Genomic DNA, 26,429 nt, shown 5'->3' with positions numbered 1-26,429 from the left:
TAAGGAGGTGCATATTATGCCACAGATTATTCCAATTAAAGATTTAAAAAACACTTCAGAAATATCAGAAATGTGTCACAAAGCTGAAGAACCTATTTATATTACAAAAAATGGATATGGGGATATGGTTATCATGAGCATGGAGAACTATGAAGAGACGATTCGTAGACTTAGTGTGTATAGAGAACTTGAGATTTCCGAACAGCAAATTAAAGAAGGAAGAACAAAAGACGCAAGAAGTTCTTTAAGTTCTATAAGGGAAAAATATGGGTTATAGACTTAATATTACTGATAGAGCGGAGGAATTACTTGATCAGTTGGTAAATTATATCCTGTTCAAATTCAAGAATGAACCTGCAGCGAAACATTTGCTGGACGGAATTGAACAGATATATGACCGTTTGGAGGATAATCCATATCAATTTGCAGATTGCAGAGATTCTTTTCTTAAGAGTAAAGGATACAAAGAAGCAGTAGTAAAGGATATGGATTATATTTTGATTTTCCGAATTGATGATGATGTCGTATATATACTTGGTATTTTTCATCATTTAGAAAACTATAAAGATAAGTTATAATGTGAAGCATCAGACCGTGAAAAGTCTGGTGCTTTTTTAGGAGATGGTAACCGCAATAACGCATTAGGGAAAGCCTGATTCACTTATCTTTCAGGAGCAATCCTGTTAATTATAATAACAATTACACAATGCAGATAAGAATGGATGAATGACATCTATTCGGGAGTTATAAGCCGGATAGATGTTATTCATCTTTTTTTATATAAAAACTGCAGGAAGCAAACCTCCTGCAGTTAACTGCTTTATTATTTGATTGTTACTACCGTCCGGTTTGCTTTGTAGCGGATACGGAAAGTTTCAAGCCGAGCGGTTGGAAAATTTTGAGCAGAGTCTCCAAATTTGGTGTGGTTTTAAAGGATTCAATTCTTGCCACGGAAGACTGGGGGATTCCGCAGATAGAGGCAAGCTCCCGCTGGCTGATTCCAAGGGCATTGCGCTGTTCAATCATAGCACCGACAATAGAAGCAAGATTTTCAGCTTCTTCGATATCTTTTTTGCTTTCAGGGTCAATTGTTTTTACATGGTTTTTATAGTCATTCCAAGTTTTCATGCTTTTTCAGCCTCCTTTCTGGAAAGGTATTCATCGCGCTCTGCTTTTGCTCTGGCAATTTCACGGCGCGGTGTTTTTTGTGATTTTTTACGAAACTGGTGAAGAAGGACAAAGGTGTCATTCTCATAATAGAAATAGAATACACGATTATTTCCAGGGCGCAATTCCCAGATGCCATCTTCCAGATGTTTTGTGACATTCTCAGGCAGGCGTGTTCAATTGTCCTGGAGAAGCTGGATGTATAGAACTGCCTGTTTATATTGTATGCGTGCATCTTTATTTGTGGATGCTTTTATTCGCAATGTTTCAAGAAGCTCCCATATTTCGGATTCTCCATTATCTTTTTCATAGAATTCGATTGTATACATCCTTAGTATGCTCCAGATTAGTTTATTTATTTCCTGACTTAATGATAGCATAAATGCTATCAAAAATCAATGCCATAAATTTTTTTTAAATGATTTCAAAAGGAGTGTGATTTTATATGAGTATATTGAGAAAATGCAGAAAAGACGAAGAATGTGGGGCTGGGTATTTGTAGCCCCACAATTAATCGGATTGATTATATTTGCTGTAATACCACTTTGTATGAGTTTCTTTATTAGTTTTCACGATTGGGATGGAATTGCGGAATCCATGAAATTTGTGGGATTCCAGAATTTTATCGGCCAGATAAAAAGCCCGGATTTTAGGAAGGCATTAATAAATACGGGAATTTATTCGCTCATGTTTATCCCGGTTAATATCATACTGGCTATGGCGTTGGCACTGGCGGTTCAAAAGATTAAAGGAAAGACGTTATATAGGCTGTTTTACTTTATGCCGGTAGTTACCGGTTCTGTCTCCGTAGGCGTTATCTGGACGTGGATTTTAAATGGAGATTTTGGGCTTATTAATGGTTTTTTAGCCAAGATTGGGATTGACGGACCGAAGTGGCTGACAGATCCTAAGATGGTTTTATTATCCATTGCGATTGTTTCTGTATGGTGGAATGTGGGGTATAATATGGTCTTGCTTCTTGCAGGCTTACAGAATATACCGGAGGTCTACTACGAAGCGGCGGAAATTGATGGGGCTAACAAGTGGAAGGCATTCCGTCATATTACGATTCCGATGATATCACCGACTTTGTTTTTTGTAGTAATCATGACGATTATCAATTCTTTCCAGGTCTTTGACCAGGCTTTTGTTATGACAAAAGGGGGTCCTGTGAAAGCAAGCTATACACTGGTTTATCATATTTACCAGACAGCTTTTATTGATTTTAAAATGGGTCGGGCATGTGCATCATCAATGCTTTTGTTTTTAATTATCCTGGCGATAACATTGATTCAAATGTACGGTTCTAAAAAGTGGGTGAATTATGAACAATAGAAAAAAACTGAAACCTGGAAAAGTATTACTGTATATCATACTCAGCTTAGGCGCATTTTTAATGGTACTTCCTTTTATATGGACAATTTTAAGCTCACTAAAAACCATGGGGCAGACATTTACCTCACCACCGGTAATTTTCCCAAACCCTGTTAAGTGGGAAAATTATCCGAAATCACTATCCGCACTTCCCTTTGGACGGGCATATTTCAACAGCTTTTATATTGCGTTTATCGTGGTAGTCATACAACTACTTACAGCTACCATGGCGGGGTATGCATTTGGCAAATTAAAATTCCGAGGGCATAACGCAATATTTATTCTGTTTTTGGCAACAATGATGATACCATCACAAGTTACCATGATACCATTGTTCATTATAATGAAGAATGTGGGCCTTCTCGGAAGCCATTTATCACTGATTCTTCCTGCATCGCTATTTAATGCTTTTGGTGTTTTTCTGATGAGACAGTTTATTGCCGGGCTTCCGGATGAGTTGGAGGAGGCAGCAATCATCGATGGTGCAAAAGTACCACAGATTTTTGTTAAAATCATATTGCCGCTTGTAAAACCATCGTTAGCTGCTTATGGGATTTTCGTATTCCTGGGACAGTGGAATAACTTTCTCTATCCACTTATATTTTTGAACAAAACAGAAACTTTCACAGTTCCTTTGCTTTTAAATTTTTTTAAGGGAACTTATGCGACAGATTACCCATTGCTTATGGCTGGAACGGTTATTTCCGTATTGCCGGTATTGGTGGTATATATGTTTTTCCAAAATCAGATTATTCAGGGTATTGCGATTACTGGAATGAAGAACTAGTATAGGCGACATTAAATACCTTGCTGATTCAATCGTCGATGTTACTCAGACCTTATTGATTTTTAGATCTTAAATGCTGAAAATCAGTAAGGTTTTTTCGGCTATTTACTCTGTGCCCGGGATGCAGTTACAAGAAATCTGCAGGAGTGCCGGAAGTTCATCGTCAACAAATTTGGCAAAAGCCTTTTCATCCTGAGGCAGGAGAACATCTGCATATTCCATCACGGCTTTCGCTGTTGGTTTTACAGCAGAGGATGAGTTACTCTGAATCATAACAAAGAGAGCGGGATTCGCGACCAGCCGAGCACTGTTGGACTCACATAATATAAGTGCATCTTCCGGGACACAGATCAGTGCCGCCTCTAATGCTTCTCTGATAGATTCCTTATAAGCGCGGATCAGGTAGACTTTTTTAGCACCGCCCTTCTTCAGTAACATCGTATCTTTTGTACCGGTTCCGTTTTCCTCTTGTATGTCAAAACGTCCATTTACTCCCTTACATATTCCGCAGCCCTGCCCTCCTCTGGGACATATATCACCGTGATCGCGAATGGAAATCAGTTTAAATGCGACAACTGGCATCTTATCTTTAACGGCATCAATAATCTGAAGTGCAAGTGTTGTTTTTCCGCTGTTTCTTCCTGTTGCCCCGATCATTACCATTCGTTTGGCATTCATAGCCGTTGTTTTTTTAAAATTTAGTTCTCTGCTCATGTAATTTCACCTGTATTAAAATTAAATATTGGAATTCTAGTATCGCATCATCCGATTATAATGGTTTTAGGTGAGAAAATCAATGAGAATTTTTTATCTTACTCAAAAACTGTCAGAATACCAAGAATAAAGATCGAGTCATATGGCAATAAAAGCCAAAGCAAAAATTCAGAGGAGTCGGATTTGTACATTGTAGATAAAATAACAATCAAATGAGTACACATATTTATAAAAGTTGACAATGATAAAATTTCGTGATAAAATATTCTCACAAAAAATTTTTTCTGAAATAAAAAAGAATTAGGTTAATGAATTTTGTAGTGTCGTTACTGGCTAGATTCACAAAGAAAGACACGAGGATATCTTTCAATTATGAGTGAAAAAATCAAAAACGTAACAGCCGCTGTTTTGTGCGGCGGAAAAAGCAGCAGAATGGGATTTGACAAAGCGTTTCTGAAAGATAATGAGCAGTATCTGTTGGTGCAGACGGTTCAAAAACTGCAGACTTTGTTCACACAGGTCGTCCTGATCAGCAATACAAAGACTAAGTTTTCTGACCAGAAAGAATTTTGTGGGATTCCTGTCTTGGAGGATCTTTTCAGCGAAAAAGGTCCCATCGGTGGGATAAGTACTGCACTCAAGCAGGCACAGACAGAGTATGTTTTTATTATGGCCTGTGATATGCCACTGCCGGATGTCAATCTTATCGGAAAGATGTATCGGGGTCTTAACTTGGAACAGGTTTTCGTCTGTAGTTATCGAAAAAAGCCAGAACCTTTGTTTGCATTCTATCATAAATCTTGTCTGCCTGTTTTTGAAAAGCACATCGAGAAAGGGGAATTAAGACCGCGCAGTACCTTTTCTTTTCTGAAAGTTGGGATATATGAACTAAACGATGAGGAGAAAAAAAGCATTGTGAATCTGAACACGCCGAAAGACATTCAGAAATGGAATCAAACAAACAACAAGCAGTAAGTGTTTTTAAGGGAGGCGCATTGGGATGGATATAAGAGAAAAAGAAGAAAAACTTAGGATTATTCGTCAGAATGGGGGAAAACAGGAAAATATTTTGGAGATTTTAATCAATCTCCAGTTTGACTCAAAAGAAGGATATATTGATGAGGAGACAGCGGCACTGGTAGCAGAAGAGCTGCATATGACGGAAAGCAGAGTCTATGAAATCATAAGTTTTTATGCAATGTTAAAGGAAAAACCACAGGCAAACTATGTCCTGAAAATCTGCAATAGTTCTCCGTGCCACTTTTCGCGATCGGAAGAAGTCTGTTTATCTCTGGAGAAGAAACTTGGCGTACCGATCGGAAAGACAACGGATGACGGTCTTTTCGCCTATCACTATATTCCCTGTGTGGGAGCTTGTGATATCGGCCCGGTTATTAAAATCAAAGACACCGTAATCGGCAATCTTGATGATGAAAAAATATCTGCATTGATTGACGATCTGCGAAGCGGCAAAGAGCGCGTATAGGCGAAAGGAGAAGAATGAATATGGCATTGACGGAACCAGTACTCTTAAAAAGAGTAAGAAAGATGACAGATTCCACTTCTGTGGAGGAGTTTATAAAATATGGTGGCTTTGACGCATTGAAAAAGGCCGTTGCTATGGACGAAGAGGCGATCTTGGATGAACTGGATACAGCGAAGCTTATGGGCAGAGGCGGGGCTGGCTATCCGCTGGGAAAAAAATGGCGGCACTTGTATAGCAGTCAGGAGACACCTAAGTATATCGTCTGCAATGCAGATGAAGGTGAACCGGGAACATTTAAAGATAAGATGCTTTTGGAGCAGGATCCGCTGAGTGTGATAGAAGGTATGATTATCGCAGGCTATGTGTTTGGTTCAAATGATGGCTATATCTATATCAGAGGAGAATATCGGCATATTCAGGCAGTTTTTCAACAGGCTTTGGATCATGCGCGCCAGGCCGGATATCTCGGAGAAAATATCATGGGGATTCTGGGATTTAACTATGATCTTCATATTGTTTCCGGCGGCGGTGCTTATGTATGTGGGGAAAACTCTGCGCTCCTGAACTCTATTGAGGGAAAAACAGGACGACCGAGAGTAAAACCTCCACATCTGGCAGAAGTGGGGCTTTACTTGAAACCCACACTAGTTAACAATGTGGAATCCTTTGCCTGTGTTCCTGCGATTCTCAATATGGGCGCAGAAGCCTTTTTAAATCTGGGGACAAAAGATGGAGGGGGCACAAAGCTCATCTGCCTGTCCGGCCATATAAAAAATCGTGGCGTGTACGAGGTTGCGCTTGGCACTCCGTTGGACGAAATACTTTACAGTGAAGAATATGGCGGAGGAACTGCTACAGGAAGACCTATCAAGTTTATCCACTTTGGCGGTCAGTCAGGTCCGATTGGGACGGGTGAGCAGGTAAATGGATTGCTGTATGACTACGGAGAGTTCCGGCGCAACAAGCTGGCAATCGGTTCGGGAGCGATCGTAGTCATGGATACCAGTGTAAATATCGTGGATTATATGACAAGTGTGATGGAGTTCTTTGTACATGAATCTTGCGGGAAATGCACCCCATGCAGACTTGGCACGACACGTCTTTTGGAGTTGCTGCAGAAATTCCAGCGGCATGGAGGCGAGAGAGGTGATATGGAAAAGTTGGAAAAAATGCTCGAACTTATCACAAATCTGTCAGCCTGCGGACTTGGTCAGTCCGTATCTATTTCCGCTAGGTCTGCCGTGAATGCTTATAGGCATGAATTCGAAGCATGTATCAGCTGATGATTTGGCAACGAAAGTGTTGTCAAAAGACAAGAGAGAGAAAGGATGCGCACGATTGGCTGCAATAGAATTAGAAGAGGCACTTGAACTGCTGACGAAACGTGTGAACAAGAATACAAAAACAGAGAAGCTGGATCTTTTATCGGCTCTCGGCAGAGTCTGTGCAGAGGAGGTGACAGCGAGGGTGCCTGTTCCTCATTTCCCAAAGTCGGGAATGGATGGATATGCACTTCGAAGCTGTGATACAAAAGGGGCTTCCAGGGATCACCCCATTCACTTTCGGGTTGTCGGCGAGATTTGTGCCGGGGATGAAATTTATCTGACGGCAGAGGCTTTTACAGCCGTTCGCGTCATGACCGGTGGTATGGTGCCAAAGGGATACGACTGTGTGATACGGCAGGAAGACACCGATTATGGACAGGAACAAGTAGAAATCTATGTGGAAGCAGAGCCCTGGCAGAACTATTGTCACATCGGGGAAGATATTGAAGCCGGAAGACATATAATATCTTCCGGGACTCGCCTGAATGCAGGACATATCGGTGTTCTCGCCAGTTTGGGAATTCCGGAGATCACAGTGTTTACCGTTCCCAAGGTGGGTATTATCTCTACAGGCAATGAGCTGAGGCCTCTTGCGTGCCCAATAGGAAAAGTGGGCGTCTATCCAAGCAGTGCTTATACAATTGCAGCCAAGCTGAAGTCCAAAGGCATGGATGTGTCCTTTATGGAAGTGTGTGCTGACGATGCCAGTAGTTTTTCGGAACTGGTGAATACGAAAATCAATGAGATAGATTTGCTTATTACTACTGGAGCACTCTCTGTGGGAAAGAGAGATTTTCTGGCAGGAGCACTGGAAGAGATGGGAGCAGAAAGGATTTTTCAAAAAGTGAACATGCGTCCCGGTACTCCTGTTATGGCGTCGTTGTTTCAAGGTAAACTGATACTGAGTCTGTCAGGTTACCCCTTTGCCGCGATGGTGAATTTCCAGTTGTTTTTCTGGCCGGCTGTGGCGAAGATGACAGGGGATGATTCCCTCGTATGGAGAAAAACAGGGAAGACAGTAGCACAGGGAAACATGAAGGAAGCAAAAAAAAGGCGGTTTCTTCAGGCGTTTGCCGATGATGAGGGGGTACATATTTATGACAGGAATCAGCAATCCTCGGTCTTGTCGGAGATGCTCTATTCAAACTGTATTATTGACCAGAAGCAGGGAACAGCGATTTCACCCGGCGATACAGTAGAAGTTATTTATTGGGATTAACAATAAAGAAAATAATTAATTCAGAAAGGAAGTATGGATAGATGGTTATAAATTCTGCTACCAAGATGGTGACACTTACCATAGACAATCAGTCGTGTACTGTGCCGGAAGGTACAACGATTTTGAAAGCGGCCGAAAGTCTGGGAATCAATATCCCGACACTCTGCTACTTAAAAGAACTGGCTCCCGATGCCTCCTGTCGTATGTGTATTGTTGAGATAAAGGGCGGGCGAAAGGGAGGTCTTGTACCCTCTTGTTCCGAGCACTGTGCCGAAGACATGGTTGTCTATACTCGCTCCGAGCGAGTTGTGGAAGCACGCAGATTTATCTTGGATCTGCTTCTTAGCAACCACAATCTGGACTGTTTTACCTGCGCGCGCAACGGAAGCTGTAAATTGCAGGAGTACTGTCTGGAATATGGAGTTGAGAGAACCAGCTTTGCAATCGGAAAACACATATCCGCAGAGGCGGACACTACGAATCGCTTTTATGAGTTCCGCCCTGACAAATGTATCATGTGCCACAGATGTACACGTGTCTGTGAAAAGCTGCAGGGCCGCGATGTACTCAGTATAGCAGGGCGCGGATTTGATGCCCATATCTCTACTTGTTATGATATTGCCCGAACAGATCCGACTTGTGAATCCTGCGGAAATTGTGTTTCTGCATGCCCTACAGGTGCTCTTTCTTCCTACGACCAAAAAAAGAATTACCGGTCCTTTGAAGTGACTTCTACACGAACCACCTGCCCACATTGTGCAGTCGGCTGTCAGTATGACCTGTTGGTCAAAAACGGCAAAATCGTTGGAGTCGATCCTGCCAAAGGTCCATCCAATCAGGGAATGCTTTGTGTGAAAGGAAGATATGGTTCCTATAAATTTGTACATGCGGGTGACAGGTTGACGAGTCCTCTAATAAAGAAAGATGGCAATTTCGAGCCGGCCAGCTGGGAGGAAGCGCTAAGCCTTATCGCAGATAAATTCAAGCAGATTAAGAAAGAAGAAGGACCAGATGCAATTGCCGGATTCTCCTGCTCTCGTTCATCAAATGAAGACAATTATATGTTCCAGAAAATGATGCGTGCGGCAGTGGGAACTAACAACGTGGATAATTGCGCCCGTGTCTGTCATAGCCCATCCGTTGCGGGTCTTGCAACGACACTGGGATCGGGTGCCATGACAAACCCATTCGATGACATTACAGCTCCTGATGTAGACGTGATGCTGATTGTAGGCACCAATCCGGAGGAGGCATACCCGGTGTTCGGGTCAAAGATTCGCCGCGCAGTACGCGAGGGGTGCAAATTAATCGTTGTCGATCCCAGAAGTATTGGACTGGCAAAAAGTGCCGCAGTACATCTTCAGATAAAGCCCGGAACGAATGTGGCCTTTGCCAACGGTATGATGCATATCATTCTGGAAGATGGTCTGGCCGATATGGAATATATCAAAGAGCGCACAGAGGGCTTTGAAGAATTGAAGGAGATCTTGAAAGATTACACACCCGAAAAGGTGGCAAAAATCTGCGGTATTGATGCCGATGACCTCCGAAAGGCGGCACATCTGTATGCCAAAGCCAAGAAGGCTCCAATTATGTACAGTCTGGGAGTTACGGAGCACTCTACCGGTACGGAAGGTGTGATGAGCCTGTCCAACCTGGCTATGATGGTGGGAAAAATTGGGCGTTCCGGCTGCGGAATTAATCCGATACGAGGACAAAACAATGTGCAGGGTGCCTGCGATATGGGATGCCTGCCGGGAGATTTTCCGGGTTATCAAAAGGTAAAGAATCCGGATGTGCGAAAGAAGTTTTCCGAACACTGGGGGACAACACTAAGCTCTGCAGACGGTTTTACAGCGACAAGAATACCGGAAGCCGTTGCGGAGGGCAAGGTGAAGGCGTTGTATATTTTCGGAGAAGACCCGGTGCGCACCGACCCGGATATCACACATATTAAAAAGATGCTCAAAAGCCTGGATTTTCTGGTTGTCCAGGAACTGTTTATGACCAAAACAGCCGAATATGCGGATGTGGTCCTGCCAGGCATGTCATATGCAGAAAAGGAAGGCACCTTTACCAATTCTGAGAGAAGAGTGCAGCGGATTCGGAAAGCAGTGGAACTTGAAGGAGATATGAGGCCGGATGCAGAGATCTTTTACGATGTGATGAACCGACTGGGATATCCACAGCCCACATTGAGTGCAAGTGAGATTATGCAGGAAATTGCAGAACTTACGCCTTCCTACCATGGTATCAGCCATGCCCGCCTGGATGCAGGGGAAACTTTGCAGTGGCCATGCAAGGATGAAAAAGATAAAGGCGCGGCGATTTTACATGTAGACAAGTTCACCAGAGGACTTGGATATTTCTATCCGGCGAAGTATCAGCCTTCCGCAGAACTTCCGGATGAAGAATACCCGTTTACCATGATTACAGGCCGTATGTTGTATCACTATAATGCAGGAGCCATGACACAGCGTACGGAAGGACTTAACGAACTTTGTCCCTCCTCCTATATGGAGATGCATAAAGTCGATGCAGATTCTCTTGGAATTAAGAATGGAGATCGGGTAAAAGTAGCCTCTCGGCGCGGCGAGATCGAGACAACAGCGATTGTCGCAGATAAAGTCAAGTCCGGAGAAGTATTTATGCCCTTCCATTTTGAAGACGGAAATGTCAACTACCTGACAAATGCGGCAATCGACAGCTTCGCAAATGTACCGGAATATAAAGCATGCGCAGTGCGTATTAAGCGTGCGTGATATATGATAGGAGAGAGTGGGATGTGCAGGTGTATACCTCTCAATGCTATGATGCAGGGGTCAAAAGAAATTTTGACCCCTGTTTTACAATATTCCCTTATTACCTGTTGCCAACGGTACAATACCATGGCATCATATGTTCCAGTGTTACCCTCCTTTATAGACGCTAATCTATTTTTCCGCGATAACATTTCCCTTTTCGTCTAACAAAGGTGTTAATGCCGATGCACCTAAACCTACATAAGAAATGTAATTTACACCAGTTTCCTTATCGACGATGACCACTAATTTTCCACCTTCAAAACTCTCCTCACCCTTTATGACAAATCGTTTTTCTTTTTTATTAATCATATTCGATCCTCACTTATCTCAATATTTTGTTTGTATTTTAACATAACTTAAAAAGTACTTCAACATAACTTAAAAAGTAGTTTAATACGGAAACCAGTATCACTGCTCATGTAGTAAGGAAGTTGTGATATGCCATGGGTCATGGTACTTAATATGCCCTTTTTATAATGCTCTCCATATGAAGCTGTGCTTCTCTGCGTATCTTTTCTTCATCCAGTGTCAGCACTTCTCTGTTCTTCATAACAATTCTGCCATCAATAATAGAATCCGTCACATCGTGTCCATTCGCAGCCTCTACAATCGTATTCACAAGATTTTGTGAGGGAGTCAGATGTGGCTGATCGATATTTAACAGGATAACGTCGGCCTTTTTTCCTTCTTCTACACTCCCCAGCCGTTCGCCTTCACCAATAGCTGTCGCACCTCCCTGGGTCGCCATCTTAAGAACGGTCGGACAGGTCATCACTACAGGATCAAAGGAAGGAAGTCCCCAATATGCAATCATACTGTAACGCAGTATCTTCATTTCATCAAACAAATCGAGATTAGAAGGAGCTGCGCCGTCACATCCAAGTCCGACGTTTAGACCTGCATTTACAATCTGAGGTGCTTTAGGGAATCCGTGGTTTGCCAGATTCGCTCTTGGGCAATGAATAATCTTTACATCCCGCTTTGCGAGAGTGGAAATGTCTTCATCTGAGAGCATGACATTATGGGCGGTTAACAGATTAGGCCCTAGTACTCCCATAGATTCCAGAAATTGAACCGGACGGAGCTTATAGTTTTGCAGGCAGTAACTTACTTCATCCTTGTGTTCACATAGGTGAGCATGAATGCCCGTATGTAACTGGGCTGCGGAATCTCTGACCATCTCGATTAGTTTTGGTGAGCAGGTCATTACCTGGCGAATTGCAAACCAAATAGAAATTCTTCCATTGCCGGCATTATGATAATTCTTGTATAATTCCCGCGTGTGTTCAATGGATTCTTCGGCAGTTTCCTTCATCGCTCCGGTGATGGCATTTCCCATATCCATCGTTGATTTGGCTATCGCTGCACGCATACCTGACTCCAGGACTGCATCAGCCACCCGATCCATATGTACACCACCGGAATCGGCAAATGCAGTGGTTCCATTTTTTATCATTTCCAGACAAGATAACTGAGCACTGACATAAGAGTCTTCTGGTCTTAGATTACTTTCAAAAGGAACCAGAAATCTCGTCCAGACCATCGGATATTCATCAGAAACTCGTCCTCTGAGCAGTTGTTGGCAAGTATGTGTATGACCGTCCACCAGACCCGGCATCAAAAGCTTTCCACTTCCATCAAGAGACTCTTTTGCGGTAAATTCATTTTCCAGCTCTTTTTCATTTCCGATTTTTTTGATATATGAGTTTTGAATTACTACACTACACACATCTGACACTGACATATCCGGTCTCAGAATACGACAGCCTTTGATTAAAATATCACAGGTATCCATTTGCAATTTTCCTCTCTTTCTCTGATTTCATCCTGATTAAACAACATGGGTTAATCTAAGAACTATATCTGCAACCAACGCAGAGAATATAAAGGTCCCCGAAATAACCAACAACGTAACAAGCACCATCTTCCAACCCATTTTAACAAAATTTTTCAAATCCTTACCCAGAGAAATCCCGGCGAAAGCTCCCAAAGCTGTCACAGGAGCCATAAATGCCACCTGTGAGGTGGTTTCTATGATCCAATTCTGTATCGGTGAGATCGGACAGGCAAGTAAAAGAGCAGTGAGAGACACATACATCATGGAAGGCAGATGAATAAAGCGGCTCATTAATTTGCTCAGCGATAAACCGAATAAGGCGATGGCATCGAGTATGAAGATTCCGAGAATAGAATCACCAAGGGGCATATGATAGCCAATCAGATTGGTCAATACCATGATGACGGACACCAGACATAACAATGCCGTCTGCGAAATAACATATCTTTTCATCATCTAGTTCTCCCTCTGCTTCTTTCTCCCTAATTTTGGCTCCAGCAAGGCGTACAATTTTCTGGTCAGTGGCAATCCTATAAAGGTGCCCATATATATCCCGATGATGCCGGTAAGCATATCGCTGGTACCTCCAAGTACCATGATATCATCTGCATAAGTCGGATATATTTCCCCTAATACACCGGTAGCTGCCAGCATCATAGAACCGCTTCCCACGCCACTGGCCATTCCAAGAGCAAGGGGATGAAAGATGTCCCAGGATGCCACAGCACTTGCCAATATGCTAATAAAGACAGTACCGATTACCGAGCCCACAATATAGACTGCGAATGTACCTTTTGTCTCTGCTGCATCCGGTCCATATATATCGGTGGTAAGTCCCAGATTTGAATCTCGGTTAATTGAATAACAGGCTCCGATCGCCTCTTTTTTCAAACCAAGAAGAAGTGCAATCGGCAGTGATAAAAAAATAGTTCCCAAATTACCAAACTCTTGTAGAATAAGTGCCGGTCCAACAGCTACTAGTTTGCCCAGATTTGCCCCTGCTGAGATCCCCATTTTGGCCATAAATGGCGCTAATACGACCAGTACCAGAGATCCTCCGGCTTTAGACTGTTCAGTATCCAGCAGTTTCAGAACATCCGGCCCTAAAAGACCGCCAAGTATGACTGCAAATACCATCGGAAATAATGTCAGTGTTCCGATCGGTGTGTTGATTTTTACAGTCCCAATCATATCACATAGTATTGCCAAAACCACCGCAGCGACATACACCTTCCAGTACTTCTTAACTGCTGTTTTTGCATGCTCCATCCATTCATTCTCCTTTCATTTGCTGTGTTTAAAAATCCTTTTAATATTTTGACCCCTATGATACACGGATTACTCCGCACGTTGTGCTCACGTATCTTCGCTCCGCTCCGGTCGGTGCTAAACGAACATCCACTGGATGTTCAGCACCCTACAAACATTCGAAATACACCCTAATCGGGTTGCTTTCTCATGTTTGTTCGGGTCCCAAGGTCATGCTTTTTCATGCAAGCATGAAACGCAGGACCTTTTGACCCTAGTATCATCATATCATAGAGATAATTTCCTATGTAGACACAAAAAAGCGATGGGAATCCATCGCTTTTCATGAAACTACAGCTGTGTCTCACTTTTTTTGAGTAATTTTAGAAACTCTTGAGCTGCATCTGACAATATGTAATTATTTCTTACGATCCACCCCAGTTCGAGTGTCGCTCCTTCGCAGAGGGGAATAGCCAGAATATCTCGATATGCAAGATCGCATGTGTGATAGCCGCTTCCGATCACAAACCCATGCATGTGACGCATCAGCGAATAGGCAGCTGCACGATCTGAGACTGATATCACTTTATTCATCTTGTAATAGGGAATGATCATTTCTGTATATGCCGAATTCACACCGGGCACATGGTCATAAGTAATAAACGGAAAAGCTTCTAACTCCTCCCCTCTGATCTCTTTATTGCTGGCAAGTGGATGTGTATCTGCGAGGTAAACATGGGCTGTACGATATGCGATATGGTTAAAGACGATTCCCCTTCCTCGAAGCTCCTGCATAATCTGTCCCTTACTTTGGCTGTCAAAGAAAATCAGGCCCAGATCAGACCATCCTTTTTCCACATGAGTGAATACTTCCGACGTTTTGCATTCATGGAATCCGGTATGATAGTCTTGTAAATCTATTGTTTTAATCATTGACATAAAAGAATCCATTCCAAAGATATGGTGCTGCGCTGAGATAAACAGGCTTTGTTTATTCCCTTTTTTACCTTCATATTTCAAGTCCAGATAGTATAAACGATTCAAAATCCCATTGAATTCAATCACTAATTCTTTTCCAGCGGCCGTCAGGGTAACCCCCTTTGAAGTACGCACAAATGCTGTAACACCGTAATATTCTTCCACTGTCCTGACCGCAGCGGATATACTGGACGGTGCTGCAAACAATCGCTTTGCCGTCTCACTGATGGAACCGTAATCTGCCACTTTGACAAAATACCTCATTTGCTGTAATGTCATAATTCCCCCCTAGAATACACTTTATCATCCTTATAATGGATGGCAAAATATTGATGGGTATCATTTTTAAATTTTTGTTGTTAAAGTGATTAGTTTTTCTAAAAAATCATCGTAATCCCTGGCATATGCTAATTCTTTTACATTTTGCATCTCAGACAATACTTCTACCAAGATATCAAATACCCCTGTAAAAACTTTTCGTGAAGCGCTATTTACGCCAATTAGTAAAACAATATATACAGATTTTTCGCCCCATGTCATTGGCGTTTCGCAGATGGCAAAGGAGAGAAATCCAGTCAAAACATCCTCTCGCAGCGAATGGGGAATAGCGACACCATTAAAACCGGTATCAGATAAGCCTTCGCGCTGAAAAACACTTTCTGTCAGACTGTCAAGTGCAAAGCCCTGGTCAATGGCCATTTTTGTCATTTTTTCAATAGCGTCAAACTTATCTTTGAAATCAGGATTTTTATAAAACAAATCCGGTTTAACAAAATTGTGAAGATAAGATTTTAAGGCCTGCGATCTGTTGACTTGCAGAATGTGATTTGTGCTTTTCCTGATATTATCTATATTTTCATCGGTAAGAAATGGATCAATAATCACATAGCGATCATTAAAGTTCATATCGATTGCAGAAATAATAAGATCTGCTTTATAAATACCCTGCTGATATTGAGTTAGAGAAATAATATATTTTAAATGCAGTGTATCAGAAAAAAGGTTTGATATTTTCTCTACTGTTTTCTTATAAATGCCGTAGTAATCGGCATAGATGAAGATACAGGATACTTTGTTCTGGTTGTGTAAACTATTCTCGAAGTATCCGCCGATGTGCAGAGCAATAAAAGCAATCTCATCCTCAGTTAGATGAACTTGGTAATCATTTTCGAATTCTTGAGCGATAAAAACTGCGATATCATAGATTAGAGGATAGGTTCCCTTGAGCTTGTTGGTTAACGGGTTTTTAACAAGATATCCACTTTGCACACGATTAAAGAGGTTGTTGATATGGATGATAAACCGTACTTTAAAATCATTATCAAAAGGATCAAGATGATACGTTTGCACAACCTTATCAAGAACATTTTCGCCTATGTTAATATACTTCTGATCGATAAATTTATCAATGTTTTCAATGTTAACGGCATTAGGGTCAATAATGGTAGTATTGTTTGAAATGGTCACCAGTAAATAATAAAGCTCGGCATTGTTAATCTGAATATCATAGGTGGAACTAAGGTATTGAGCCAGCTGTTTTGCGGAGTTATATTGTTCGGAATTCTGAAAAGTACGAATATCGTGTTCATTATCTTCAAGGGTGACACCGTTACGTATTCTTTCGATCATCACAATGACATGTAATGCAATATTGTTTAGGGTATAGTCATTCGAAAATAAATCATTTTCCTGTATCAGTATTTGCAATATATTTTTTCGTAAATCCCAGAAATGATAATGTAATGTCAGCAGCTGAACTTCGTCCTTTAAGGCAAAATTATAGCTGTCGGGCATGATCATGTTGCGCATTAAGGAGCGCTTGGCCCGTTCGTCACCAACAATACATATATTATTTTTCTTACGTTTTAAAGAAAGTTGAAAAGATTGTAAGGTTTTTCTGATATTTTTCAGGTCGTTTTCTATGGTTGGAATGCTAATATGTAATTCATCAGAAAAGTCAAAGACATCATACCCATTTTGGGATGCGACTAATTTTTGCATAATATAATTCTGACGTGTCTGTGGAGTATCTGCTCTTTGATGGTCTGTTTTTTCTCTATATGAAAAATAGTTGTCGCCAATTAAATAATAACCCTTAGGGCCAGATTTAATCAGTATGCAATCATCGCAAACGTCATTAATCGCCGCGATATACTTTCGGATTTGTCTTGTGGAAACATTTAATTTATCTGCTAACGTTTGAGCCTTTATCCACGTATCACTTTTTTTGACCATGTATTCCAGCAAAAGATTTTGACGATTTTCTTCCAAAACATACCTCCAGATTGGGCCGTAAATTAGATCCACAGATTGTTACGCTCTTCGAGCTCTCACAATCTTACAAACATTCGAAATACACCCTAATCGGGTTGCTTTCTCATGTTTGTGCGGGTCCCAAAGTCATGCTTTTTCATGCAAGCATGAAAAGCAGGACCTTTTGACCCTGGTATCATTATATTATACTATATTTTCATAGGAAGACAACAAAATATTGGGATAAGACGGTTGTGTATCATAACATGGGTTCCGCACTTGAGGAATTTAAACTATTGGAATCTGCACAAAAAACCCCTTATAATTAGTTTAAACATTAGATGTTACAGAATAAAACAGGAGGAAAATATGGAAAAAGTAACGAGTGAGCAATTAAATCAAGCCGCAATGCAAATGATTATGTTGGCCGGTGATAGCAGAACTTTGTTGACAGAAGTGATAAATGAGACGCTTGAGGGGGCATCTGCTGAAGAAGTAGATGAAAAAATAAAAAGTGCTAAAGAAAAAATAGTAGAGGCACATCGAATCCAGACGGATATGATTCAGAGCAGCATTGAAGATAATGAACTGCAGACAACACTTTTATTCTCGCATGCTCAAGATACACTTATGACTATCTACTCAGAGCAAAATATGACAAAGCATATCATTCATATGTATCGCAAATTATCGGAACAGATGAAGCAATAACAGGGAGGAATCGGCATGAGGGAATTCAAATATACCATTACGGATCCTATGGGGATGCATGCAAGACCGGCAGGACAGTTTGTGAAAGAAGCATCTCGTTATCAAAGTAGTATCACACTGACAAAGGGCGGCAAGAGCGTTGATGTAAAGAAAATTTTCGCTGTGATGGGACTTGCAGTCAAGTGTGGTGAGGAAGTCAAGATTTCACTGGATGGAGCAGATGAGGATGAGGCTGCTGATGGCCTTAGGGACTTTATGGAAGAAAATCTATAAAGCATGGTATTCAGGAGAGCAATACGATGCAGCAGAAAAGAACAACAAAAAGAACAACAGTAGGAGGAAAAAAGGATGAAGGTTTTACTAGTTTGTGGATCAGGTGCAAGTTCAGGGTTTATGGCTGTCAATATGCGAAAAGCGGCAGCAAAAAAAGGAATTAAATTAGAGGTTATAGCAAGAAGTGAGTCGGAAATTGAGACCTATATTGATGAGATTGATGCTTTGATGGTTGGCCCTCATCTGGCCTATATTATGGATGATATAGATGAATATACCGATGGCCGTGATGTTAAGGTGATTCTAATGAAGTCAGATTACTATGCTGCACTGGATGGTGAAAAGGCAATCGAGCATTTGATGGAAAGCATGGGAGGATCACTATGAAAAAGCTATTAAGTTGGTTGGAAAACAGTTTCGCTCCTAAAATGAATAAGATGAATAGCAATCTATGGGTAGTGACAATTAAGGACTCTATCAATCAAACCATGCCGTTGATATTTTTGGGCTCAGCATTTTGTATGCTGACGCTGCCGGGTGATATCTTTAACCTTGAATGGTGGCCGAATTTTTGGGTTCCCAATGGCTGGACAATGGGAATGATTTCTTTAATGATATCTTTTTTGGTGCCATTCAATCTCATGGAAAAGAGTAAATTAAGACAATCCCGGATTATTGCAGGAATCAGTGGGGTGATCTTATTTGCGATTACGATCACACCTCAATTGGTACTTGATGAAGCCGTTGGTTTTTCGCATAGTGCATTTGGTGCCGGGGGGATGTTTATTGCTATTATTACCGGTATTATTACCGGTGTTATTATGAAAGCTTTTGGCAGGTTCTCGTTTTTCAAAGAAGACTCAGTAATCCCGGATTTTGTCCGAACATGGTTTGATCAAATGTTGCCGGTGGCTACAGTTGTTGTATTGGGCTGGGTTGTTGTTGATATCCTGAAATTTGATTTTTACAATGTTATTTTAGCTATCTTTTCACCGCTTAAAGCAGTCACGGAGACTTTCTGGGGATTTGTCCTGATTGAATTAATCATAGTGGCCTTGTATTCAATGGGCATTTCCGCGTGGATTCTTACCCCGATTCTCACGCCCATCCAGATGGCTGCCATTGAAGCAAATATTGCAGGTGCGGCTGTAAATGTGTTTACAACATCTTACCTTTACAGTTATATCCGGATTGGTGGTGCAGGTTCGACACTGGCATTGGCAATTATGATGTGCCGCTCAAAATCAACAAAATTAAAATCACTTGGGCGGGCGGGGATTGTCCCATCCATTTTCAATATTAATGAACCTATTGTATTTGGAGCGATTGCCTGGAATCCGATTTTAATGATTCCGATGTGCCTGAATAGTGTAGCGTGCAGCAGCATTGCACTGCTTTTTACGAAGGTTATTCCGTTTGCTAAGATTCCGGATATCTTATTTCAGATGTGGTACTGTCCATATCCGATTGTTACATGGCTGGCTACAAGTGGTTCGATACCGAGTGTTATTCTCATATGTGTCATTTTTGTCGTAACCATACTCATCTGGTATCCGTTCTTCAAGATCTATGAAAGACAGTGTCTGGCAGAGGAGAGTAAATAATTCATCATATTGTGAAGAGGAGGAAATGAATGCGCAAAATATCAAAAGATTTTCCAGAAGATTTTCTGTGGGGTGGTGCTGTTGCTGCCAATCAATTAGAGGGGGCTTATCTGGAAGATGGAAAAGGCCTTAGTGTAGCCGATATTAATGAATTTAGAGATGATATTGCAGTAGACAAAAAAGGTAACGCAGAAATTACCACGGAATATGTCCGAGAGGCAATCAGCAGCAATAATCGAATATTCCCCAAACGACAGGGAATTGATTTCTATCATACATATAAGGAAGATTTGAAATTATTAGGCGAACTGGGATTGAAATCATTTCGGACCAGCATTAGCTGGGCGCGAATTTTCCCTAACGGTGATGAGGAAGAGCCAAATGAAAAGGGGCTTGAATTTTATGATAACCTGATTGATGAAATGATTAAAAATGGAATGGAACCGATGATTACGATTTCTCATTATGAAATGCCGCTTAATTTAACCTTGAAGTATGATGGATGGTATTCGAGAGAAGTGATTGACTTGTTTGAAAAATATTGTAGGGTGCTGTTTGACCGCTACCATGATAAGGTTAAATATTGGATTGTTGTAAATCAAATTAATTTAATTGGGCATGAGTCGTTTAATCATCTGGGCATTGCTGAAGATAAGGTCAGCGATTTGAATTCAGCAAAATATCAAGGAGTACACAATGAAATGGTTGCATGTGCACGTGCTACACGTTATGCACATGAAAACTATCCGGATATGCAAATAGGAATGATGCTATGTTTTGCCGGAGCCTATGCACAGACAACCAGACCGGAAGATCAATTGGCAACATTCAAGCATAATCAGATGGAATATTTCTTTTCTGACGTATTGCTGCGGGGATATTACCCGGGATATGCATTCCGATTTTTCGAGGATCATAATATACATGTGGAATTCGGAGAAACGGATGAAGAAGACTTAAAGTATACGGCTGATTTTTTCTCTTTCTCATATTATTATACGATGCTTTGCAGCAAAGAAAGTTATGAGAATGGAAATAAGGTGTTCCGCAATAAAGAACTGCCGGCCAATCCATGGGGGTGGAGTTTTGATCCGGCAGGATTAAGAATTATTCTCAACGAGGTTTATGATCGATACCAAAAACCTATTTATATAACCGAAAATGGTACGGGATGTTATGATAAACTAGAAAATGGAAAGATTCATGATCCTTATCGTGTGGAATATTATCGTGATCATATTGAGGCAGTAAAAGAGGCTATTAAGGATGGTGTTGATGTCCGTGGATATTACGCATGGGGACCGATTGATATTGTTTCTTGTTCATCCAGCGAAATGAGTAAGCGATATGGTTTCATCTATGTTGACCTTGACGATTATGGAAAGGGCAGCGGGAAACGGATAAAAAAAGATTCTTTTGATTGGTATCATAAAGTAATTAAGTCCAATGGACAGGATTTATTGTAAGTATAGCAGAGCATTGCTAAAGAAGAACGAATAAACAAAGCAGGCGGTAATGTCCGTCTGCTTTGAATTGCTCTGCTTTATCTGAACCGATTATACAAAAAGATTTACATTTGCCTCTTCTGCGTTTCCGAGATAGGATGTTACACCCGCGAACTCTATGCCGTCGATGAGCTCTTCTTTTTTTATGCCCATTACGTCCATGGACATGGTACAGGCCACTAGTTTTATGCCATTATCCATAGCTTTTTTCATCAGTTCTTCGAGGGAACTCACATTTTTATCTTTCATGACTTTTCTCATCATTTTGGTTCCCATACCGCCCATGTTCATTTTGGAAAGTTTTAGTTTTCCTGCACCTCTTGGCATCATGGTTCCAAACATTTTTTCAACAAATGTTTTCGAAACATGTTGTTTTGTTTCCTTTCGAAGTGCATTCAATCCCCAGAAAGTAAAAAACATCGTGACAGGACGTCCCATAGCGGCCGCGCCGTTGGCAATAATGAAGGAAGCAAGAACTTTGTCTAAATCTCCACTGAATACGATTAAAGTTTTTCCCTGAGGAGAAATAGGCGCAACCTTAGCTTCTGCCTGAGATGCATCGCATTCGCAGCGATCAGATCCCTTCTTTATGGTGACAATGTTCTCGCGTTCTTTTCGTTCTGTTTTAAGAAGTATATTTCCGGTTCGTCTGCACCAGGCATCAATATCCTTTGCGAATCCCATATCGGTCGCGGAAACCTGCAGGATCTGTCCCGGTTTTAATGCAGAGAGTTCTTCATGTACTTTCATAATCGGACCGGGACACTGCAGGCCACAGCAGTCTATGATCTTGATTTCTTTACAGTCACACGAAGAAATATCCTCGGAACTATTTTGTTTTTGTAATTCCTTCCCGGTCCCGGAATTGTCATCATCATGCATCGATTTATAAAAGGATGTTCCGGCCGCAAGCACTTTTACCTGGGTGAATCCATGCTGCATCAGTATACGGGCTGCATTATAGGAACGTATCCCGATGGAACAGTAGGGGACGATGAGCTGATTTTTATCCAGTTCTCCCAGACGGCTGCGCAGCTTTCCGAGAGGAATATGGACCGATCCGGGAATGGAAAATACCATTCGCTCCACATCCTCGGTCACGTCCAGGATTGTGTATGTACCTTTCTGGCTCTGATCTGCCATCAAAGAATCCAATTCCAGAGGTTCGATAAATGACACGAGTCCCTCCAAAACATTCTGTGCGACGAAGCCGAGCATATTTACAGGATCTTTTGCTGAGGAATAAGGGGGTGCATAGGCCAGTTCCAATTCTGCCAGATCGCTTATGGTACCTTTCATTCGCATTGTGACGGCTATGGTATCGATTCTCTTATCTACCCCGTCCTGGCCGATGATCTGTGCACCATAGATGCTGCCATCTTTGCCAAATATCAGCTTCAAGGTGATTGGTGTGGCTCCGGGATAGTAACCGGCATGGGATTTTTGATTGATCAGTATGGTTTCATAATCTTTGCCCTTTTGCTTTCCGGAGGCCTTTAGTGATTTTTCATTCAATCCCACCGCAGCGGCAGTCAAGTCGAAGATCTGTGCAGCAGAGGTTCCCATCGAACCTTTATAGGCAACACGCGCCCCGGTTATATTGTCTGCACAGATACGTGCTTGTTTATTGGCAGGCCCCGCCAGCGGAATCATTGTTTTGCTGTCTGAAATATAGTGGGTAACCTCTATGACATCACCGACAGCGTAGATGTGTTCATCTGAAGTCTGCAAAAATTCATCCACCACAATCCCGCCTCTGGCATTTACCTTTAGGCCGGCTTCTTTGGCGAGAGAGCTGTTAGGTCTTACTCCGATGGAAAGAAGCACCATATCTGTGGTGACGATCTTGCCGCTCTTTAGATGTATCACGGTTTGATCGTTGACTTCCTGGAAAGATTCCACACCGTCTTTTAAAATCAGTTCCACCTGATTTGCTCTGATGTTTTCATGGAGAAGCTGTGCCATCTCATAATCTACCGGTGCCATGACCTGATCCATCATCTCTATGATGGTCACATCAATTCCAGCCTTTTTAAGATTTTCAGCCATTTCAAGTCCAATAAAACCCCCGCCGATCACGGCAGCGCTTTTCGGAACTTCTTTTTGAATCACTTCTTTGATGGCATCAGTGTCAGGAACTGTCCACAAAGTATAGATATGACTGCTGTGAATTCCCGGAATCGGTGGTTTCAGGGGCGAAGAACCAGTGGCTATGATCAATGTGTCATAAGATTCTTCGTATTCCTCTTTGGTTTTCAGGTTATGGACCCTCAGGGTCTGTTTATCCTTGTTAATACTTTGCACTTCACAGGAAGTACGAACATCTATGTTGAACTTTGCTTTCATGGTGGAAGGTGTCTGCAAAAGCAGCGCATCACGGCTTTGAATGACATCTCCGATGTAATAGGGGAGACCACAATTGGCATATGAAATATAATCTCCTCTTTCAAACATGACAATTTCCATAGATTCATCTTTTCTTCTTAATCTTGCAGCAGCAGTTGCCCCTCCGGCCACGCCACCGATGATCACTGTTTTTGACATTACCAAACCCTCCATTTGATTTATAAAATAAATTTACAGAAAAAGAGAAAAAAGTTCAGTGATTCAGTCACACACAGAGGGATTTACTTGATAAGATCTGCGGTATTGTGATATCATCATCATAAAGAATAAGATAAGGAGGTAATTCATATGCGGTTTTATCTAGTTACAGTTCTTTATTTACTGTTTTTTTTAATACGATTAAAAAAGGATAAAGGAAATCTGATCAATGGTTTTTTGTTTTTTGTTCTGATGCTGCTTAGTGGATTATGTTTTATAAGATTAGCAGATACAACGGGAAGCAGATTTTTACTGCATCTTGCAACGGCAATTGCTGTACTCATAACTATTGTCCTTTTAAGCGGGACATTTACTATATTACTTATGTCTTTTGGAAGTGCATATGTATTGCTGAAGAGAGAGGGAAGGAGTCTGTCAAATCTGCTGAGCCTGTTTTTGGGAATTGGTATCATCGGCTGGTTGCTTTTGAATACACTTTCATTTCAAAACACAAGTATGAATAAGACGTTTTCTGCGATTATGCTGGTACTAAACACAGTGTTGTTTTATTTAGTATTTATGTTTTCCAATTTCTTGCTTGCATCTTTTGTCTATCGGATCTATTATCCAATACGCAGGCAGGACTATATTATTGTTCTGGGTGCAGGCTTAATCCACGGCGATAAAGTTTCACCACTGCTGGCAGGACGTATCGACAGAGCAATTAAAGTTTATAGAAAACAGCTAAAAAACAAAGGGGTTTCTCCGATTATTATCATGTCCGGAGGGCAAGGACCTAATGAAGCACTCCCGGAAAGCCATGCTATGAGGGAATATGCAATAGATCAGGGAATACCTGAGCACCATATATTAATTGAAGACAAATCTGTCAATACATATCAGAATATGCTGTTTTCAAAGGAACTGATAGAAAGCAAAGAAAAAGATATGTCCCACACTCATATCTTATTTTCTACTACTAATTATCATGTGTTTCGAGCCGGAATGTATGCTAAAAAAGTCCATCTGAGGGCACAGGGGATCGGTGCAAAAACAAAATTCTATTTTTGGTATAATGCCTTGCTGAGAGAGTTTGCTGCTATATTGGTTATGAATAAAAGAACACACATTATCTGCGTAATTTTCTTACTGGTAATAATAATAAGTTCACGTGCGCTGATAAAATAATGTGGATGCTTTATATGAGGTTTTTAACATCAATTAGGATAAAAACTTCCATTAGGATAGATAAATAGGAAGAGTTTCTGCGAAAGAAAAAACAAAATCACCGGTCATCCGGTGATTTTGTTTTTCAGAAACTTTAAGCAATCAGATAACAATGATTGGTTTTATCAGATCTTTTGGTTTTTCGTCCATCAGTTTGAATGCATCTTCGATTTTATCGAAACCGTTGAATGTATGGGTGATCAGCTTTGTGGTATCAACACGACCATTTGAAATCATTTCCAGCATTTTGTGAATACGCAGTGCACCGCCCGGGCAAAAGCCACCGCGGATGGTCTTGTCTGCCATTCCAAGTCCCCAGGACAGAGCCGGCATTGCAAGTGTATCGGAGATATCGAAGAAATTGACATTGGAGATATAGCCGCCGGGTTTTGTCATGTCGATAGCCTGACGGAATGTCTCTGCATTTCCCCCTGCGATGATGACAGAGTCAGCACCTTCCTTTGTCATTTCCAGCACCTGTTTTACGATGTCTCCGTCCTTGTAGCTGATAATATCGGTTGCACCATATTCTTTGGCAACTTCTACACAGTTTGGACGGGTTCCGACAGCGATAATTCTGCCGGCACCGTGAAGTTTTGTTCCTGCGACACTCATCAATCCGACAGGACCGATACCGATGACAACAACGGTATCACCGAATTCAACATTCGCATTCTCAACACCGTGAAATCCGGTTGACATCATGTCGACTGTCATCACGGCAGCTTCGGGAGACACATTCTCCGGGAGAAGTACCAGATTGGCATCTGCCTGATTGACGTGAAAATATTCTGCAAATGTTCCGTCTTTGGACCCCAGAAATTTAAAACTGGCCATAAGTCCTTCATCGTGAGGATTATATTCGCCTTGTGTGTTCCACGAGAGCCAATTGGGAGTACAGCATGGTACCACTACAACATCCCCTGCTTTAAATTTGCTTACGAGATTACCAGTCTCGACAACTCTGCCGACGGCCTCATGTCCCAGAATCAGATCCTTTTTTGGGCCATTTCCGCCGTGAAGAACATGTGTATCCGATGAACAGGGAGCCAGAACAATAGGCTCTACAACAGCATCAAGAGGACCACAAGCCGGTCTTTCTTTTTCAATCCACCCTGCATGATCGATGGATAACATTCCATAACCCTTCATATCTTTGTTACCTCCTTAACATGATTGTTAAAAAATTATCGTTATGTTTATTATAAGATATTGCAGCCAAATAAGCAAATCCAATCTATGAATAAATTGTTTTTTTGCAAGTACAATTTGAATGATACCAGGGTCAAAAGGTCCTGCGTTTCATGCTCGCATGAAAAAGCATGACCTTGGGACCCGAACAAACATGAGAAAGGAACCCAATTAGGGTGTAT

27 protein-coding genes are annotated in these 26,429 nt (G+C 41.5%); 15 read left to right on the top strand and 12 right to left on the bottom strand.

Annotation, left to right across the window (positions count from 1 at the left end):
* The first annotated feature begins 16 nt into the window (after positions 1-16).
* Together INP51_RS14875 and INP51_RS14870 are read left to right on the top strand one after the other, a co-directional pair.
* Positions 17-277 (top strand): type II toxin-antitoxin system Phd/YefM family antitoxin, encoded by a 261-nt coding sequence (locus tag INP51_RS14875; RefSeq protein WP_193735557.1) that lies wholly within the window; start codon positions 17-19, stop codon positions 275-277.
* A complete protein-coding gene (locus tag INP51_RS14870; RefSeq protein WP_193735556.1) occupies positions 267-578 on the top strand; it encodes a type II toxin-antitoxin system RelE/ParE family toxin in 312 nt (103 codons plus the stop codon). Before INP51_RS14875 ends, INP51_RS14870 begins: the two co-directional genes overlap by 11 nt.
* 259 nt (positions 579-837) lie before the next feature.
* Here INP51_RS14870 and INP51_RS14865 read toward each other — a convergent pair whose 3' ends face one another.
* The 3 genes from INP51_RS14865 to INP51_RS16240 are packed head-to-tail and all read right to left on the bottom strand — an operon-like array spanning position 838 to position 1,496.
* The gene (locus INP51_RS14865; protein WP_193735555.1) at positions 838-1,128 is read right to left on the bottom strand and encodes a helix-turn-helix domain-containing protein; all 291 of its coding nucleotides are present in this window, start codon (positions 1,126-1,128) and stop codon (positions 838-840) included.
* A complete protein-coding gene (locus tag INP51_RS16540; RefSeq protein WP_268885834.1) occupies positions 1,125-1,337 on the bottom strand; it encodes a type II toxin-antitoxin system RelE/ParE family toxin in 213 nt (70 codons plus the stop codon). Before INP51_RS16540 ends, INP51_RS14865 begins: the two co-directional genes overlap by 4 nt.
* 6 nt (positions 1,338-1,343) lie before the next feature.
* Positions 1,344-1,496 (bottom strand): hypothetical protein, encoded by a 153-nt coding sequence (locus INP51_RS16240; protein ID WP_230406822.1) that lies wholly within the window; start codon positions 1,494-1,496, stop codon positions 1,344-1,346.
* 133 nt (positions 1,497-1,629) lie between these two features.
* On the opposite strand from INP51_RS16240, the gene INP51_RS14855 reads away from it, so the two are divergent.
* The gene (locus tag INP51_RS14855) at positions 1,630-2,502 is read left to right on the top strand and encodes a carbohydrate ABC transporter permease (RefSeq protein WP_193735554.1); all 873 of its coding nucleotides are present in this window, start codon (positions 1,630-1,632) and stop codon (positions 2,500-2,502) included.
* Entirely contained in the window at positions 2,492-3,328 is an 837-nt protein-coding gene (locus INP51_RS14850; RefSeq protein ID WP_193735553.1) for a carbohydrate ABC transporter permease, read from the top strand. Before INP51_RS14855 ends, INP51_RS14850 begins: the two co-directional genes overlap by 11 nt.
* Before the next feature lie 105 nt (positions 3,329-3,433).
* Here the strand turns inward: INP51_RS14850 and INP51_RS14845 are convergent, their stop codons facing one another.
* The gene (locus INP51_RS14845; RefSeq protein WP_193735552.1) at positions 3,434-4,042 is read right to left on the bottom strand and encodes a hypothetical protein; all 609 of its coding nucleotides are present in this window, start codon (positions 4,040-4,042) and stop codon (positions 3,434-3,436) included.
* 372 nt (positions 4,043-4,414) lie between these two features.
* Between INP51_RS14845 and INP51_RS14840 the strand changes: the two genes are divergently transcribed.
* The 5 genes from INP51_RS14840 (at position 4,415) to fdhF (ending at position 10,834) form a co-directional block, all read left to right on the top strand.
* On the top strand, positions 4,415-5,017 hold the full coding sequence (locus INP51_RS14840; RefSeq protein ID WP_193735551.1) for a molybdenum cofactor guanylyltransferase: 603 nt from the start codon (positions 4,415-4,417) through the stop codon (positions 5,015-5,017).
* 25 nt (positions 5,018-5,042) lie between these two features.
* Entirely contained in the window at positions 5,043-5,528 is a 486-nt protein-coding gene (locus INP51_RS14835; RefSeq protein WP_193735550.1) for an NADH-quinone oxidoreductase subunit NuoE family protein, read from the top strand.
* Between the two features lie 20 nt (positions 5,529-5,548).
* On the top strand, positions 5,549-6,811 hold the full coding sequence (locus tag INP51_RS14830) for a complex I 51 kDa subunit family protein (RefSeq protein WP_193735549.1): 1,263 nt from the start codon (positions 5,549-5,551) through the stop codon (positions 6,809-6,811).
* Entirely contained in the window at positions 6,786-8,072 is a 1,287-nt protein-coding gene (locus INP51_RS14825) for a molybdopterin molybdotransferase MoeA (RefSeq protein WP_193735548.1), read from the top strand. The genes INP51_RS14830 and INP51_RS14825 overlap by 26 nt, the downstream gene beginning before the upstream one ends.
* 65 nt (positions 8,073-8,137) lie before the next feature.
* Positions 8,138-10,834 carry a formate dehydrogenase subunit alpha gene (fdhF, locus tag INP51_RS14820; RefSeq protein WP_268885833.1) on the top strand — a complete coding sequence of 899 codons (2,697 nt, stop codon included), beginning with the start codon at positions 8,138-8,140 and terminating at the stop codon, positions 10,832-10,834.
* A 171-nt stretch (positions 10,835-11,005) separates the two neighbouring features.
* Here the strand turns inward: fdhF and INP51_RS14815 are convergent, their stop codons facing one another.
* The 6 genes from INP51_RS14815 to INP51_RS14790 form a co-directional block, all read right to left on the bottom strand.
* Positions 11,006-11,185, bottom strand: a complete 180-nt coding sequence (locus tag INP51_RS14815) for a DUF6440 family protein (protein WP_193735546.1) — start codon at positions 11,183-11,185, stop codon at positions 11,006-11,008.
* 148 nt (positions 11,186-11,333) lie between these two features.
* Complete coding sequence (locus tag INP51_RS14810; RefSeq protein ID WP_193735545.1) at positions 11,334-12,671, bottom strand: amidohydrolase family protein; 1,338 nt, start codon at positions 12,669-12,671, stop codon at positions 11,334-11,336.
* A 36-nt stretch (positions 12,672-12,707) separates the two neighbouring features.
* A complete protein-coding gene (locus tag INP51_RS14805; RefSeq protein ID WP_193735544.1) occupies positions 12,708-13,169 on the bottom strand; it encodes a hypothetical protein in 462 nt (153 codons plus the stop codon).
* Entirely contained in the window at positions 13,170-13,982 is an 813-nt protein-coding gene (locus tag INP51_RS14800) for a DUF3100 domain-containing protein (RefSeq protein WP_193735543.1), read from the bottom strand.
* Positions 13,983-14,312: 330 nt separating this feature from the next.
* Complete coding sequence (locus INP51_RS14795) at positions 14,313-15,218, bottom strand: LysR family transcriptional regulator (RefSeq protein WP_193735542.1); 906 nt, start codon at positions 15,216-15,218, stop codon at positions 14,313-14,315.
* A gap of 66 nt (positions 15,219-15,284) precedes the next feature.
* Positions 15,285-17,210: a BglG family transcription antiterminator gene (locus tag INP51_RS14790; RefSeq protein WP_193735541.1), complete on the bottom strand. Its 1,926-nt coding sequence runs from the start codon at positions 17,208-17,210 to the stop codon at positions 15,285-15,287.
* Between the two features lie 351 nt (positions 17,211-17,561).
* On the opposite strand from INP51_RS14790, the gene INP51_RS14785 reads away from it, so the two are divergent.
* The 5 genes from INP51_RS14785 (at position 17,562) to INP51_RS14765 (ending at position 21,246) form a co-directional block, all read left to right on the top strand.
* Complete coding sequence (locus tag INP51_RS14785; protein ID WP_193735540.1) at positions 17,562-17,903, top strand: PTS lactose/cellobiose transporter subunit IIA; 342 nt, start codon at positions 17,562-17,564, stop codon at positions 17,901-17,903.
* Positions 17,904-17,918: 15 nt separating this feature from the next.
* Positions 17,919-18,176, top strand: coding sequence for an HPr family phosphocarrier protein (locus INP51_RS14780; RefSeq protein WP_193735539.1), 258 nt, complete (start codon positions 17,919-17,921; stop codon positions 18,174-18,176).
* Positions 18,177-18,251: 75 nt separating this feature from the next.
* Positions 18,252-18,563, top strand: coding sequence for a PTS sugar transporter subunit IIB (locus INP51_RS14775; protein ID WP_193735538.1), 312 nt, complete (start codon positions 18,252-18,254; stop codon positions 18,561-18,563).
* Entirely contained in the window at positions 18,560-19,780 is a 1,221-nt protein-coding gene (locus INP51_RS14770) for a PTS sugar transporter subunit IIC (protein WP_193735537.1), read from the top strand. The genes INP51_RS14775 and INP51_RS14770 overlap by 4 nt, the downstream gene beginning before the upstream one ends.
* 29 nt (positions 19,781-19,809) lie before the next feature.
* Positions 19,810-21,246 (top strand): glycoside hydrolase family 1 protein, encoded by a 1,437-nt coding sequence (locus INP51_RS14765; RefSeq protein WP_193735536.1) that lies wholly within the window; start codon positions 19,810-19,812, stop codon positions 21,244-21,246.
* A gap of 90 nt (positions 21,247-21,336) precedes the next feature.
* Here INP51_RS14765 and INP51_RS14760 read toward each other — a convergent pair whose 3' ends face one another.
* The gene (locus INP51_RS14760; RefSeq protein WP_193735535.1) at positions 21,337-23,829 is read right to left on the bottom strand and encodes an FAD-dependent oxidoreductase; all 2,493 of its coding nucleotides are present in this window, start codon (positions 23,827-23,829) and stop codon (positions 21,337-21,339) included.
* A gap of 150 nt (positions 23,830-23,979) precedes the next feature.
* Between INP51_RS14760 and INP51_RS14755 the strand changes: the two genes are divergently transcribed.
* A complete protein-coding gene (locus INP51_RS14755) occupies positions 23,980-25,017 on the top strand; it encodes a YdcF family protein (protein ID WP_193735534.1) in 1,038 nt (345 codons plus the stop codon).
* A gap of 141 nt (positions 25,018-25,158) precedes the next feature.
* Here INP51_RS14755 and INP51_RS14750 read toward each other — a convergent pair whose 3' ends face one another.
* Entirely contained in the window at positions 25,159-26,208 is a 1,050-nt protein-coding gene (locus INP51_RS14750; RefSeq protein ID WP_193735533.1) for an NAD(P)-dependent alcohol dehydrogenase, read from the bottom strand.
* Positions 26,209-26,429 lie beyond the last annotated feature (221 nt).

Source organism: Blautia liquoris, from assembly GCF_015159595.1.
In the GTDB taxonomy this organism is placed as follows: domain Bacteria; phylum Bacillota; class Clostridia; order Lachnospirales; family Lachnospiraceae; genus Novisyntrophococcus; species Novisyntrophococcus liquoris.
Note: the sequence above shows the minus strand (reverse complement) of the source record. Positions and strands in the feature narration are given on the sequence as shown.

What these genes read in the sequence shown, in the direction of transcription:
- INP51_RS14785 (WP_193735540.1), top strand. Translation starts at nt 17,562, where the DNA reads ATGGAAAAAGTAACGAGTGAGCAATTAAATCAAGCCGCAATGCAAATG.
- INP51_RS14825 (WP_193735548.1), top strand. Translation starts at nt 6,786, where the DNA reads ATGAATTCGAAGCATGTATCAGCTGATGATTTGGCAACGAAAGTGTTG.
- INP51_RS14810 (WP_193735545.1), bottom strand. Translation starts at nt 12,671, where the DNA reads ATGGATACCTGTGATATTTTAATCAAAGGCTGTCGTATTCTGAGACCG.
- INP51_RS14760 (WP_193735535.1), bottom strand. Translation starts at nt 23,829, where the DNA reads ATGTCAAAAACAGTGATCATCGGTGGCGTGGCCGGAGGGGCAACTGCT.
- INP51_RS14765 (WP_193735536.1), top strand. Translation starts at nt 19,810, where the DNA reads ATGCGCAAAATATCAAAAGATTTTCCAGAAGATTTTCTGTGGGGTGGT.
- INP51_RS14840 (WP_193735551.1), top strand. Translation starts at nt 4,415, where the DNA reads ATGAGTGAAAAAATCAAAAACGTAACAGCCGCTGTTTTGTGCGGCGGA.
- INP51_RS14835 (WP_193735550.1), top strand. Translation starts at nt 5,043, where the DNA reads ATGGATATAAGAGAAAAAGAAGAAAAACTTAGGATTATTCGTCAGAAT.
- INP51_RS14830 (WP_193735549.1), top strand. Translation starts at nt 5,549, where the DNA reads ATGGCATTGACGGAACCAGTACTCTTAAAAAGAGTAAGAAAGATGACA.
- fdhF (WP_268885833.1), top strand. Translation starts at nt 8,138, where the DNA reads ATGGTGACACTTACCATAGACAATCAGTCGTGTACTGTGCCGGAAGGT.
- INP51_RS16240 (WP_230406822.1), bottom strand. Translation starts at nt 1,496, where the DNA reads ATGTATACAATCGAATTCTATGAAAAAGATAATGGAGAATCCGAAATA.
- INP51_RS14775 (WP_193735538.1), top strand. Translation starts at nt 18,252, where the DNA reads ATGAAGGTTTTACTAGTTTGTGGATCAGGTGCAAGTTCAGGGTTTATG.
- INP51_RS14870 (WP_193735556.1), top strand. Translation starts at nt 267, where the DNA reads ATGGGTTATAGACTTAATATTACTGATAGAGCGGAGGAATTACTTGAT.
- INP51_RS14770 (WP_193735537.1), top strand. Translation starts at nt 18,560, where the DNA reads ATGAAAAAGCTATTAAGTTGGTTGGAAAACAGTTTCGCTCCTAAAATG.
- INP51_RS14795 (WP_193735542.1), bottom strand. Translation starts at nt 15,218, where the DNA reads ATGACATTACAGCAAATGAGGTATTTTGTCAAAGTGGCAGATTACGGT.
- INP51_RS14865 (WP_193735555.1), bottom strand. Translation starts at nt 1,128, where the DNA reads ATGAAAACTTGGAATGACTATAAAAACCATGTAAAAACAATTGACCCT.
- INP51_RS14805 (WP_193735544.1), bottom strand. Translation starts at nt 13,169, where the DNA reads ATGATGAAAAGATATGTTATTTCGCAGACGGCATTGTTATGTCTGGTG.
- INP51_RS14875 (WP_193735557.1), top strand. Translation starts at nt 17, where the DNA reads ATGCCACAGATTATTCCAATTAAAGATTTAAAAAACACTTCAGAAATA.
- INP51_RS14845 (WP_193735552.1), bottom strand. Translation starts at nt 4,042, where the DNA reads ATGAGCAGAGAACTAAATTTTAAAAAAACAACGGCTATGAATGCCAAA.
- INP51_RS14855 (WP_193735554.1), top strand. Translation starts at nt 1,630, where the DNA reads ATGCAGAAAAGACGAAGAATGTGGGGCTGGGTATTTGTAGCCCCACAA.
- INP51_RS14780 (WP_193735539.1), top strand. Translation starts at nt 17,919, where the DNA reads ATGAGGGAATTCAAATATACCATTACGGATCCTATGGGGATGCATGCA.
- INP51_RS14850 (WP_193735553.1), top strand. Translation starts at nt 2,492, where the DNA reads ATGAACAATAGAAAAAAACTGAAACCTGGAAAAGTATTACTGTATATC.
- INP51_RS14800 (WP_193735543.1), bottom strand. Translation starts at nt 13,982, where the DNA reads ATGGAGCATGCAAAAACAGCAGTTAAGAAGTACTGGAAGGTGTATGTC.
- INP51_RS14755 (WP_193735534.1), top strand. Translation starts at nt 23,980, where the DNA reads ATGCGGTTTTATCTAGTTACAGTTCTTTATTTACTGTTTTTTTTAATA.
- INP51_RS14750 (WP_193735533.1), bottom strand. Translation starts at nt 26,208, where the DNA reads ATGAAGGGTTATGGAATGTTATCCATCGATCATGCAGGGTGGATTGAA.
- INP51_RS14815 (WP_193735546.1), bottom strand. Translation starts at nt 11,185, where the DNA reads ATGATTAATAAAAAAGAAAAACGATTTGTCATAAAGGGTGAGGAGAGT.